The organism is Hohaiivirga grylli (assembly GCF_039655745.1).
Classification (GTDB): Bacteria; Pseudomonadota; Alphaproteobacteria; order Rhizobiales; family Beijerinckiaceae; genus Hohaiivirga; species Hohaiivirga grylli.
Genome location: NZ_JBBYXI010000002.1, coordinates 238,097 through 251,346, shown reverse-complemented (window position 1 = coordinate 251,346; position 13,250 = coordinate 238,097). Strand labels below are relative to the sequence as shown.

9 protein-coding genes and 1 tRNA gene are annotated in these 13,250 nt (G+C 46.5%); 5 read left to right on the top strand and 5 right to left on the bottom strand.

From position 1 onward, the window contains the following. Positions 1-5 precede the first annotated feature (5 nt). Positions 6-887 carry a 4-hydroxy-tetrahydrodipicolinate synthase gene (gene dapA / locus WJT86_RS05505; RefSeq protein WP_346336524.1) on the bottom strand — a complete coding sequence of 294 codons (882 nt, stop codon included), beginning with the start codon at positions 885-887 and terminating at the stop codon, positions 6-8. A gap of 206 nt (positions 888-1,093) precedes the next feature. Here dapA and WJT86_RS05500 point away from each other — a divergent pair, with 206 nt between their 5' ends. Continuing rightward, positions 1,094-3,232 carry a transglycosylase SLT domain-containing protein gene (locus WJT86_RS05500; RefSeq protein WP_346336523.1) on the top strand — a complete coding sequence of 713 codons (2,139 nt, stop codon included), beginning with the start codon at positions 1,094-1,096 and terminating at the stop codon, positions 3,230-3,232. Positions 3,233-3,330: 98 nt separating this feature from the next. On the opposite strand, the gene WJT86_RS05495 is transcribed toward WJT86_RS05500, so the two are convergent. From WJT86_RS05495 to WJT86_RS05485, 3 genes are all read right to left on the bottom strand, one after another. Next, positions 3,331-4,710 (bottom strand): porin, encoded by a 1,380-nt coding sequence (locus WJT86_RS05495; protein ID WP_346336522.1) that lies wholly within the window; start codon positions 4,708-4,710, stop codon positions 3,331-3,333. Between the two features lie 487 nt (positions 4,711-5,197). Then, positions 5,198-6,517 carry a porin gene (locus WJT86_RS05490; RefSeq protein ID WP_346336521.1) on the bottom strand — a complete coding sequence of 440 codons (1,320 nt, stop codon included), beginning with the start codon at positions 6,515-6,517 and terminating at the stop codon, positions 5,198-5,200. 208 nt (positions 6,518-6,725) lie between these two features. Continuing rightward, the gene (locus WJT86_RS05485) at positions 6,726-8,540 is read right to left on the bottom strand and encodes an ATP-binding cassette domain-containing protein (protein WP_346336520.1); all 1,815 of its coding nucleotides are present in this window, start codon (positions 8,538-8,540) and stop codon (positions 6,726-6,728) included. 208 nt (positions 8,541-8,748) lie between these two features. Between WJT86_RS05485 and WJT86_RS05480 the strand changes: the two genes are divergently transcribed. The 4 genes from WJT86_RS05480 (at position 8,749) to WJT86_RS05465 (ending at position 12,381) form a co-directional block, all read left to right on the top strand. Next, positions 8,749-9,444, top strand: coding sequence for a Crp/Fnr family transcriptional regulator (locus tag WJT86_RS05480; RefSeq protein ID WP_346336519.1), 696 nt, complete (start codon positions 8,749-8,751; stop codon positions 9,442-9,444). A 227-nt stretch (positions 9,445-9,671) separates the two neighbouring features. Then, positions 9,672-9,764: transfer RNA gene (locus WJT86_RS05475), tRNA-Ser, on the top strand. Positions 9,765-10,020: 256 nt separating this feature from the next. Then, a complete protein-coding gene (locus WJT86_RS05470) occupies positions 10,021-10,473 on the top strand; it encodes a MaoC family dehydratase (RefSeq protein WP_346336518.1) in 453 nt (150 codons plus the stop codon). Positions 10,474-11,070: 597 nt separating this feature from the next. Continuing rightward, on the top strand, positions 11,071-12,381 hold the full coding sequence (locus tag WJT86_RS05465) for an MFS transporter (RefSeq protein WP_346336517.1): 1,311 nt from the start codon (positions 11,071-11,073) through the stop codon (positions 12,379-12,381). Here WJT86_RS05465 and WJT86_RS05460 read toward each other — a convergent pair whose 3' ends face one another. Beyond that, positions 12,382-13,182 (bottom strand): glycosyltransferase family 2 protein, encoded by an 801-nt coding sequence (locus WJT86_RS05460; protein ID WP_346336516.1) that lies wholly within the window; start codon positions 13,180-13,182, stop codon positions 12,382-12,384. It abuts the gene before it with no gap. Between the last annotated feature and the right edge of the window lie 68 nt (positions 13,183-13,250).

The window sequence follows — 13,250 nt, the reverse complement described above, 5'->3', positions numbered from 1 at the left end:
TGCTCTTATTTCGCAATACCAGCATGGGCCATTGCAGAGCGAACAAGTTTTCTTGTTGCTTCTGATACCGGCACCATAGGTAAGCGGATCTCCTCAGTCATCAACCCAAGCTCTGCCATAGCAAATTTAACAGGCGCCGGACTTGTTTCCACGAACAGATGTGTATGCAAAGGCATCAGGCGATCATGAATTTCCAAAGCTTTGGCAAAATCCCCCTCAAGACTGGCCTTCTGCATGTCGCTGCATAAACGCGGAGCCACATTCGAGCTCACAGAAATACAGCCCACACCACCATGAGCATTGAAGCCAAGCGCTGTTGCATCTTCACCTGAGAGCTGAATAAACTCGTGCCCGAGAACCTGTCTTTGCAAACTTGCGCGGGCAAGATTTGCCGTTGCATCCTTTACACCAACGATATTCTTAAGCTCATACAAACGGGCCATTGTATCAACAGACATATCAACGATGGAACGTCCGGGGATATTGTAGATCAATATCGGAATTCCAATTGCATCATTGATTGCCTTGAAGTGCTGATAGAGCCCTTCCTGTGTTGGCTTGTTATAATAAGGTGTCACAATCAGGACAGCATCAGCGCCAACCTTTTCGGCGTGCTTGGAAAAGGCAATCGCCTCCGCAGTGCTGTTAGAACCAGCACCGGCAATTACAGGAACCCGACCATTGGTTTCCTTGACGCAAGCCTCAACAATATACTCATGCTCGCTAGGACTGACAGTCGGCGACTCGCCCGTTGTACCAACAGGAACAAAACCTTGAGTTCCATTCTCTATCTGCCAGTTGATGAGTTTTCGAAAGGCGTCTTCATCAAAAACGTCATTACGAAACGGCGTAACAAGCGCAGTAATAGAGCCTCTCAAACGCATCATCATTGCATCCTCTCTTCAAAAGACCAGACATATTCATGACATTCTGATCATATAATAGTGTCATGAACATAGTTACATTACTCGTCAATGGGAGACCAGAACAGTTTCGTCACAGGAACAATTTTTCTCAGCAATAGATACACCTCATAGAGGTAAAATTTACCAGAGCAGTTTTAAAGTCAGACTTGAAAGGGCTTGATAAGTTTATGGCTTGGCAAAAGAAGTCTTATCTGGGAGTTGCAGCACTCATCGCGCTTGGCGGTGTAAGCATCTATGCCCTGATTTCTAAAACTGGCAGTTTCCCTGGATTTAATCAGGAAAAAGAAATCCCAGTTGTTGAATCTCCTCAAGAGAGGCCAACTTCACAACCAGAGACGCCCCGAGTCAGTCCTCCTCCTCAAGCCATCCCCTCTCTGGATCAGGATATTCCATTACCACGGCCGCTCTCAGACGCAGATACACTCCAGTTTTTAAATCAGGCATACGAGGTAGGCACGTTTGAGAGCCCTGAAATTACATTTGCACGTAATCTTCTCCAAACACCTATTGGACGCACCCTTGATCAATGGCTTGTTTTGAGAAAACGCCCGGCACCGCTCTATCAAAACTTTGTTGATTTTCGGAATGCGTTTCCAGACTGGCCCCTCTCTCCCCTTATGAAAAGACGGGAGGAGATCGCTTTACTAACCAGTAAATTACCAGAAACACTGAAGCAGGATTATTTCAGAGGAAATGATCCAGACACAAGTACAGGCAAAATCTATTGGGCCAGCATCCTTTTAAATGAAGGCCATAAAGATAAAGCTGCTGATCTTATCAGACCAATATGGCGTAAAGAACTTCTGCTCCCGACAACCGAACAGAGATTGAGAACAGCCTATACAGATCTCCTGACAAAAGAGGATCACCGTGCGCGCCTGACATATCTGTTGGAAAGAAAGAAATGGGATGCAGCTCTAAGATCCGCCAATGATAATGGCACACCCTTTGAGGCAATTGTAAAAATCCGTATTGCTGCTGAGCAAAACGCAAAAACGGCCCAAACCCAGATAGATGCCTATCTCAAAGATAATAAGGCAGATCCCTTGGTTCTCTATTCCCAGTTACTGCTTTATAGGAAACAGGGCAAATATGATCTGGCCGGTTCTATATTTGAAAAGCTTTCCACTCTTGGCACAGGCGTACAACTATCAGAAACAGAATGCAGAGACTGGCAAGGTCAGCAGCGCTTTATCATTAGAGAGTTGATGGATGAGAAAGACTTCAAAAAAGCTTTCCAGACAGCTTCAGCCAAAATATCTAAACTAGGCTGTAATCATAATGATGCAGATTTTCTTGCGGGCTGGATTGCGCTTCGCTTCCTTAACAATCCAATAGAAGCCAAACAGCACTTTGACAGACTGGCGACAAATGCCTCCTCATCTTCCCAGAAGGCACGGGCTGCCTACTGGCTGGGCAGACTTGCAGCACATAATAAAGAAACACCTGTAGCCCTTGCAGCATATGAGAAAGCCGCAAATTACTGGAACACATATTATGGGCAGCTTGCCTCTGACAAATTGAATGATGGTTTGTTACACTTACCCTCAAAATCGCAATCATCTCAGGAAACTTTAGCTCTATTCGAAAAGAATCCAGCTATACAGGCAATCAGACTTTTCAGCGAAACCAGAAATACAGAAGTTGCAACCCAACTTTTCATAGATCAGGCAGCAATTCTACCTGATCTGGCCTCTGTAGAAGCTCTCGCGGAACTTGCAGAGGAAACAAAGAACACACAAGCCGCCCTTGCGATTGCCAAAATCGCCGCCCGGCGTGGGCTTAGTCTTGAGACACGTTCCTATCCAGACTTTGGTTTGCCAGTACGTTCAGATAGTCCAAAATCTGTTGAGCAGGCTTTGGTTTATGCCATAGCACATCAGGAAAGTGCATTTAATGTCTCAGCCAAATCCAGAGCTGGAGCTCTGGGGCTAATGCAATTAATGCCCGGAACCGCCAAGCTGACAGCAGCTGGTCTGAAGAAAGACTACGAGCCTGAACGGCTGTTATCTGATCCGGCTTATAATATTGAGATTGGAGCAGCCCATCTGAGAGATCTGCTCACAGCTTGGGATGGCTCTATTATTTTGACTTTTGCGGCATATAATGCCGGAAGCGGGAATGTCAAAAAATGGCTCACTGCCCATGGTGATCCACGATTACAGGATGTGGATGAGGTAGACTGGATTGAGCGTATTCCATTCTATGAAACAAGGCATTACGTGCAGCGGATATCAGAAAACCTGATGATCTATCGCAAATTATTTGGTCAGAAGCCTGGCCAATCCGGAAAAAACAGTCAGTAAAATCCGGTTAAATTACAAGGCTGTTATTGCCACAAACACAAAGAAACCCCGGTGTTTCCACCGGGGTTCTTTTTAACCAAATTGGTTACCCAATCAGATTAGAAGTCACGCTGAATGCGCAGACGACCCTGCCACTGATCTTCTGAAGAGATCGTCTTGGCATAACCGTTGTTGTAAGAAAGGACACGGCCCTTAGGATCTGTGCGTGTGTAAAGTACTTCAACACCGATGTCGAAGTTCTTGATTGGCGACCAGATCAGGTTTGTACCAACGCGCCATTCCTGAGTAGGAACGAAACCGACGTTATAACGACCGTAGTTAACATTATCGTACGTGTCATAACCTGCACGGTTAGTATCGATCTTCATGTAAGAAGCGAAGACGTTCTGACGGATGGATGGTGTCCAGTAGTGCAGGAAGTCGATCATTGCAGACCAACCACGGGTCTTCTTGATCTTACCATTAGCATCCAGAACTGCGTCTGTCATCGGAACGTTTGTGTTCTGATGGAAACCGTAGTTGCTAGCGCCAATGTAGCTCAAAGCACCTTCAGCATATGCAACTTCTGCCCAGAACTCATCGCCAGGAGCGATGAATGGCAGGTTGACCTTTACAGCACCTTTAACTGCGTAACCGTATGTTGTCTTACGGTCATTGTAGCCAGCGCTATAAACAACATCATTTGCTGTATCTGTGACAACACCATAGGAGCCAAAAGCAGGGCGAACCTGATGCAGAGCACCGGAAAGCTGTGCAGCACCCCAGCTCTGGTTGACCATGATGTTACCAACAACGTCAGGCATTGTCTGGCCAGCTGATCTGTAACCTGGGATATCGTATTCGAATCTTCCGCCAAGAGAAGTTCCTTCAAACCCATTATACATGCGACGCTCAGCGCCATCTTCAATGGCGATTGTTGCAGACCAGCCGCTACCGAAGTTAGCTGTGTAAGCAAGAGCCTGTGTCTTGACGTCTGATGTGCGGATAGCTGCGAAGTTGTAGTTATCAGCATAGAAGTCGAAGAAGGACTGTACGCGACCAGCTGTCAGACCAGCGAACTGGATGTAAGCGAGGTCGAGAGCAGCGCCTGTCTTAATGCCTGTACCGGATGTATAGTCACCGGATGTGTTCCAAGCAGCATCGCCACGGGAAAGTGCATAGCGGAGGTAGGAACGAACCATGCCGTAAGGTGTGTTTGTACGAACGTCAAGGTTGATACGAGCCTGTGCACCGAAGCCAACAGAATCAGCATTACGGTTGTAGGACTGCTGGTAGACGGTGTCAGCGCGAACACGACCACCGATCTGGATGCATGTATCTGAACCTGGAACGTAGAAGAAGCCCTTGCCATGCTCAGAGCAGACACGGACGTATTCTACCGGAGCAGACTTACGGGATGGCAGATCAGCTGCCGAAGCCCCAGCAACAGCAACAATACCAGCTGCTGAACCGAGGAGAAGGCTCTTTACGAGCTTCATGTGAAACCTCCAAAATTTTCGAGACCCTTGGGGCAAAATAACCGCATATCTCAATTAGCGGTTACCCTTTTCCCCTCCACTCAATCACCAGCATTGATGACTGAGCCCGACTGGGATGCCCCTGTCGTGGTGCTCACATTACTGATTGAAACAGCAGAGGCAACTGACGATATGTCTCAGGGTGGGGAGAAATAGGGCTTTTCCCAGCCATGTGGCATGAATGACACACTACCAATCATGCTGTTAACCATTTCCCTACTCACAATACGAATAATTATTTTATTAATATTTTCAAAGAATTAAAATTATTAAGGAGAATTAATTTGTATTAAGATATTTTTTGAAACCGCATTTTTCATTAACCTTTTATTAAATATTAAAATCCGGTTAATTTCCGTTTTTGAGGCACTTAATAACTTTATTTGATTCGAAATTGTATAAAAAAGGCTCCGTTCAGATGCGGAGCCTTTTTCAGAAATTCAGAGCATCAGAAGTCACGTTGTACGCGTAAGCGGCCCTGCCATGAATCATCCGAGCTGATGGCCTTAAACCCGCCTTTTGCATTATCGCTAAGAACACGGTTCTTCGGATCAAGACGCGTGTAAAGAACCTCAGCACCAATATCGAAGTTCTTGATTGGTGACCAGATTATGTTGGAACCGATACGCCATTCATTGGCGTCAACGAATCCGACATTAAATGTTCCCAGTTCAGGCAGGCTGTAAGTCGTATATCCACCACGGCCATATTCAAGCTGCATATAGGAAGCGAAGATATTCTGACGAACTGATGGCGTCCAATAGTGTAGCAGATCAACCATTGCCGACCAGCCTTTAGCTTTCTTCATACGACCATTCGCATCAATAAATGCATCGGTCATGGGAAGAGCGACACCACCTTGCGTGAAGCCATAGCTTCCTGCTCCTAGATAGCCGATAGCGCCATCAGCATAAGCTCCTTCAATCCAGAGTTCGCTTCCGGGCGCCAGTGATGAAAGGTTGAATTTAACACCACCATGCACGGCAAAACCGTACTTGGTATCATGGTAATAACCATCAACGCCCGTAACATACACAGGTCTAATCTGGTGCAGAGCCGCGGATAATTGTGCCGAACCCCAATCCTGCTCAACCAGCAATGCTCCTACAACATCAGGAACAGACTGCCCCGCACTTGCGATACCATAGGAGCGAAGATAGCTATTATCACTATAGACGCGACGCTCGCTGCCATCTTCGATACCAAGCGTCAGCGACCAGCCGCCACCAAAGTTTGCAGTATAAGCCAAAACCTGTGTATTCACGTCAGAGTTACGGATTGTCGCAAAATTGTAATTATTCGCATAAAAATCAAAGAATGACTGAATACGACCAGCCGTTAGGCCTGCAAACTGGATATAGGCCAGATCCAGCCCACCATAATTGGATGTGCCCGTTGTCCCATTATTAAAACCGTCGCCGTAGTTACCGTCTGCACGACCAAGATTATAACGAAGGTAAGCACGCGCAAGACCATATGGTGTATTCGTACGAACATCGAGATTAATACGTGCGGAAGCTGAAAAATTGACAGCATCATTGTTACGGCTGTTTGTCTGAATATATGCCGTATCTGCGCGAACACGTCCGCCAATCTGCACACATGTATCTGACCCTGGCAGATAGAAGAAACCCTGCCCGGCCTCTGAACAGACACGAACATATTCAACTGGCGCAGATTTAACAGAAGGTAGATCAGCTGCATTGGCTGAGGTCACAACACAGAAACCAACAGCAGAACCCAACAGAACTCTATTCAGGACCTTCATTTAAATTCTCCGCAATGTCGCTTGAGCAATGAATGAGCAAACTGCATGTCAAAGCCTGACTCATTGCTCAATCTGTTGCTCAGCATTAACGGGAAAAAAGCGTATGACAATTATCCAGATAGATAATTATCGTGGTGTATTTTTCTTTTCATGAGGATGTCGCCAGAATACAACATTTTAGAAAAACTATAATCAAACCAATATGTTTTTAAGTCTCTTCAATTTCCTGCCGGAGCATTTCAAGTTCCAGCCACCGGTCTTCACAGGAAGCCAGCTCACTTTGCACCTGTCCCAGCTTATCTGTGATCTGCGAGAAGAGTTTTGAGTCCCGTGCATACAAATCTGGATCATCCAGTTTCAGCTGGAGTTTAGCGGCAAGCTCTTCAAGTTCAGCGATCTTTTCTGGCAGAATCTTTAAATCATGCTGCTCACGGAAATTAAGCTTTCTACGATTGCTTTCCGGCTTAGGTTGATTCTGAGGATTTGCAGGTTTTGGCTTCTTGACCTTTTCAATACTGCGGGCTTCTACACCATGCCCTCGCTGGGAAAGCATATCAGTATAGCCACCTGCGTATTCAATCCATTTTCCTTCACCTTCAGCAACAAGAACGGAACTGACAGTACGATCAAGAAAATCACGATCATGGCTGACGACAAGAACTGTGCCCTTATACTCGTCAATCATCTCCTCAAGGAGATCAAGAGTTTCAAGATCAAGATCATTGGTCGGTTCGTCTAAAATCAGAAGATTTGATGGACGGCTCAAGGCTCTGGCCAGCATCAGACGATTTCTCTCACCACCCGACAGAACCGATACTGGCGTACGCGCCTGTTCCGGAGAAAAGAGAAAGTCTTTCATATAACCGATGACATGCTTGGGCTGACCGCCAACCATAACGGTATCACCACGCCCACCCGTCAAGGTTTCAGAAACAGTCCAATCTGGTTTCAGGCTTGAACGCTGCTGGTCCAGTGTAACCATCTCCAGATTAGTGCCAAGACGGATATTGCCCTCGTCCGGCTCCAACTCGCCTGTGAGCAGTTTTAATAATGTTGTTTTTCCGGCCCCGTTTGCACCAACAATACCAAGCCTGTCTCCACGCATGACACGAAGTGAGAGCTTTGAAACAATTGGGCGGCTATCATAGCTTTTGGAAATTGCATCGGCCTCAACAACCATTGAGCCTGAACCTTCAGCCTCAGTAATTGTCATTGCTACATTACCAACAACCTGACGCTGATCACGCCGCTCCTGACGAAGGGCATGTAGGTTGGCTAATCTGCGAACGTTACGTTTACGCCGTGCCGTAACACCATAACGAAGCCAGTCTGCCTCCGCGACAAGTTTGCGATCCAGTTTATGACGTTCCCGCTCTTCCTGGGCGAGAATATCGTCCCGCCATTCTTCAAAGGCAGAGAAACCGCGGCTCATATAATGGGTTTTACCACGATCCAGCCACATCGTTGACTGAGAAAGGTTTTCGAGAAACCTACGGTCATGGCTGATTAAGATCAGTGCAGACCTGCTTGATTTCAGTTCCTGCTCAAGCCATTCAATGGCTGGCAAATCAAGGTGATTGGTCGGCTCATCCAGCAGGAGAATATCTGGCATCGGCGCCAGAACCTGTGCCAAGGCTGCACGACGCGCCTCCCCTCCTGAAAGCTGGGCAGGATTTTCCTGACCTGTCATTCCCAACTGCTCAAGACAGTATTGCGCCCGGTATAAATCATCACCCGGTCCAAGACCTGCTTCAACAAATGCTAATGTTGTTTCATAAGCCGACAGATCAGGCTCTTGTGCCAGATAGCGGATTGTTGTTGCCGGTTGCAGGAAGCGCTCACCCTGATCTGGCTGTACCAAGCCCGCTGCAATTTTAAGGAGCGTTGATTTACCTGAACCATTGCGTCCAACCAGACAGGCGCGCTCCCCCGGAGAAACAGACAGTTCAGCATTCTCAATCAGCGGCGTTCCGCCGAAGGTCAAAGCAACACCCTGCAGAGTTAAAAGTGGTGGAACAGCCATATTTACCGTTATTTCCCAAACCAAGTGAATATCCAAAACAATGGATATCTATTTGCGTGAATTTAATCTAACTTCTCTTTGTAAGACATATCCTAACAAAAGTCAGATATGAACCGCAGGGTAGCAGAAATTACATATTGATTTCTTATTCTCTTCAAACCAGAGCTATAAGCGACTAAAATCTATAGCAAGGGCCCTAAAGATTCTTATGAGTAATATCAATCATACTCTTATTGCAGATTTTCCGGTCTTCGAAAGCTTTTCAACACAAGAACTCAACCTCGTCCTTAATAATGCCAAATCGCTTAGATACCCTATAGGCGAGATTATTTTTGAGCAGAGCGCCCCGGCTCACTCCTATTTCTTTTTGCTCCATGGTCATATCCGCGTCACAAAAATCACCCCAGAGGGAAAGCAGATTGGTGTCCGCTATATTAACCCGGGAGAGTTTTTCGGTATTACAGAAGCCATAGGAATTGATAGATACCCGGCAACCGCAACAGCTGCGATCGATAGTATTATTCTATGCTGGCCTTCTTCCAATTGGCATCCTTTAATGAAAGATGTTCCAAAACTCGCAGACAAGATGCTGAAAATACTTGGCAGAAAACTGCAGCAGACACATACCCGTATCATTGAACTGACAACACAATCATCCGAGCAACGGATTGCAAACGTCTTACTCGATTTAAGCCAGAACTCCGGTCGGCAGGTCGGCGAAAATACAGAGATTACTTTTCCGATCAGCCGTCAGGATATTGCAGAAATGACCGGAAATACGCTTCATACAGTCAGCCGTATTCTCAGTAATTGGGAAAGCCGCTCCATTGTAAAAAGCGGGCGTAAAAGAATCAGCATAACGAATCTGGAAGCCTTAAAAGCCCTTGCGCAGAAAAATACCTGAAAGGTCGCCATAATATTTTAAGTTTCAAAAGCTTATTACACTTTTTGTTTTATATAGCCATAATCCAGAAAATTTCTTGATTTCCAAAAATAAAATAAAATACATATATATCAAAAACTTAGCTACAAAATTACAATCTTCAAACTCTGAAGAATGCTTAAATTTATGGGGTTCTAATGCGGAATGGCATTGACCGCACAAAATAGAAATCCTATGGATGCACGCGTGGAGACGTGGCCGAGTGGCTGAAGGCGCCGGTTTGCTAAACCGTTATACGGCTTAAACCCGTATCGGGGGTTCGAATCCCCCCGTCTCCGCCACTTTGTGGCTGTCTGAAAGTTCTTCCAAAATATCAAACTTATTTGCTCGCCTATCACGGCGCATGGCATCTTTGATACAGCATCAAAAAAACATCAAACAAGATGACAGAGCATATCTGGTCAAAGAACTGTTTTGTTTGGCAGGATAAACAGGTTTTACCCATGCGACCTTAAACCCTTGATCGGGCAGTATCTTACTACAACAATCTTTTGCATAGCTCTAAGCCGTCATGCTATTCAGTCATCATAAATATTGATGGAGCTTATCGTGGCAGATTATCACTCTCTTATTGGTCAGGAACTTGTATCGGGCTGGAATGAGTTGTCCCAGACAACAGTGAACCAGTTTGCTGATGTGATTGATGACCACCAGTTCATCCATATTGACCCGGCACGTGCTGCCAGCGAGACGCCTTTTGGCGGAACCATCGCACATGGTTTTCTGACACTCTCCTGGCTGACCAAGCTTGGCAATGAAGTTATGCCAGCACTCGAAGCGAATGAAGTCATGATTAATTATGGCTTTGATAAAGTGCGCTTTGTAAATCCGGTACGCACCGGTTCAAAAATCCGCGGACATTTCACCCTGTCAAAAGTCGAGAACAAAAGCGGCGGTGAACTTCTAACTTATCAGACAACAGTTGAGATTGAGGGGCAGGAAAAGCCTGCTCTTATTGCTGAGTGGCTGCTACTTATTGTTGCGAAATAAGAAGTTATTTCCTCTAGCAGCAACAGACAAAATTTTATCCAGAAACCTCTCGCAAACAAATGCGAGGGGTTTTTCATTATCTGTCAGAAGTACGGCCTGACAGCTGAAGATGCATGACCCATCTTCTTCCGCAACGGATAATATACGCCGGGTTACACCCAATGGACTGACCACAATACCGAATGGTCTATCCGTTTTCGCCAGTTCATCCAGCATCGGAGCAGACAAGAGCTCACCTCTGTACCAGATTTCAGCGCATACGAGCTCGGTTTCATGGCTATACAGACATACAGAGCGATATGATATCTGCTCATCGGTTCTCAGTTTGAGCCTAGAGCGAATATCAGGAAAAAAAGAACAGATATTATTTTCATTTACGTGAGCATGGATATCGTTTTGACATATATCCTGCAGGGCGCGGCTTACGCTTGCTGAGCGAAGGATGAAATCCCTCACCTCCTGATAAGCACTCTCCATCACCATACGCACTTCAAATCCGAAATATATGAAATATCTTCAAAATAGTCTGGAAATGCTGTTCCACAATCATACTATATGAGAAAAGCATAATGCTAAGCTCTCACCTATAAAACCGATATGGAATTATCAATCGATACAATACTGACCCGTGCCGGAACGGGGCCATTCCAGAAACACCTTCTTGGTATTTTTGGACTTGTCTGGGCTGCAGATGCCATGCAGGTTTTAGCTGTTGGTTTTACGGCAACCTCAATCGCAGCAACCTTTGGCCTCTCAATCCCAGAAGCATTGCAAACAGGAACCCTGTTCTTTCTCGGCATGCTGATTGGTGCTTACGGCTTCGGAAAACTGGCTGATAAATTCGGTCGAAGAAACATATTACTGATCACTGTTGCCTGTGATGCTGTCTTTGGGCTTCTGTCTGTCTTTGCTCCAAGCTTTGGAGCTTTACTGGCTTTACGTTTTCTGACCGGTGCAGCGGTCGGTGGAACCCTCCCTGTCGATTATGCCATGATGGCCGAGTTTCTGCCGCCGAAGAAAAGGGGCAAATGGCTTGTCGGGCTTGAGAGCTTCTGGGCTGTTGGCACAATTATCGTCAGCCTTGCCGCATGGGCGGCAAGTGCGGCAGGGGCTGAAGATGCCTGGCGCTGGGTATTTGCCGTGACAGCCTTTCCGGCAATCATTGGTTTTTATTTACGGTTTGGCGTACCAGAATCTCCATTATTCCTGATGAAATCAGGTAAAATGCTGGAGGCAAAAAACGTCTTCAATCAGATGCTCCTGCGTAATGGTCAACAACAGCTTGGCGAAACTGATACCATTTCCCTCCCTTCGAGGACTGCCTCGTATGGGCTTTTATCTCCAGAGCTCAGAAAACGGACTTTGCTGATTATGGGTATCTGGTTTTTGACCTCCCTATCCTATTACGGCGTCTTTGTGTGGCTTCCGGCCCGCCTTGCTGGTGAAGGTTTTGGCTTTGTGAAAGGGTACGGTTTTCTGGTTGCTGTCGCATTAGCCCAACTACCGGGATATGCTCTTGCAGCATACGGCGTTGATGCCTGGGGCAGAAGACCAACCTTGATTGCATTTCTTCTGTTCAGTGCCCTTGGCTGCTTCCTGTTTGTTATTGTCAACAATCCCATTCTGGTTGCAATTTCCATTATGATCATGAGCTTTGCGCTTCTAGGGACCTGGGGGGCGCTTTACGCCTTTACGCCAGAGCTCTACCCAACTGAATACCGGGCCACAGGCATGGGTACAGCGGGGGCCGTTGCACGCTTTGGTGGTTTACTAGCCCCGTCTGCGATGGCACTTCTGTTTATTCAGAGTTTTACAGGCGCACTCGCTCTATTTGCAGGCCTGTTGGTTATTGGTGCTCTGCTTGGCGCATTCATTGATATTGAGACCAAAGATACATCTCTGAGCTGATCAGTCTTTTGTTTTTTCTTTGGTCTGGTCACTATCCAGCTTACCAAAACGACGACGCTCGTAATGCTTAGCCATACGCAGATGCCGTGCAATGGCATAGTTGATTGCAGTCAGGAAGCCATAAGTACCGCGCGCAAAATGACGGCGCCCAAAATAGGCTTTGAAAAAGTTAGCTGGTAATTCGAAATACACACGCCACGTCGGAATAGAGACACCACGCATTTCCAGATCATCAGCCTGCTGTTCAGTGTATTTGTTCAGCTTGTCCAACTGGGCTCCGAGCGAGCGAACAGAACGGTGATGAACTCGCCCCTTTAACTTCCCCGCTTTGACACCCTCAGCCAGATCAACCCGGTCATGTACGATTGACGTGGAATAACGGCCCGCATCCTTCCGATAAAGGCGAACAGGAGCAAGTGAATACGCCCAGGGATGAGGCTCAATCTCACCGGGAAATATTTCAACAATTGGCAGGCCATAAGCTTTCAATGGTGGTTCACCATTGGCAAACAGCTTACGTATTTCTGCTAAAAGTGCAGGAGAGACAACCTCATCGGCGTCAAGATTTAACAGCCAGTCATAACGGCACTGCTCCTCAGCAAAACGTTTCTGAGGGCCAAAACCCGGCCATGGATTATAGATTACACGCGCGCCAAGTTCTTCTGCCAGAGCCTGAGTGCCATCTGTTGAGCCTGAATCGACAACAATAATGTCGTCAGAAAGCTCTCTGACGGCCCGAATAGCATCTCCAAGGCGGTCAACTTCATTTTTGGTTATGAAGAAAATTGAAACTGGTAACATCTCTGGCCTCGTTGGACATCTGGCTACCGTTCCATCTTGAAAGATGCAAGTTTTTTAAGCCAATAAGC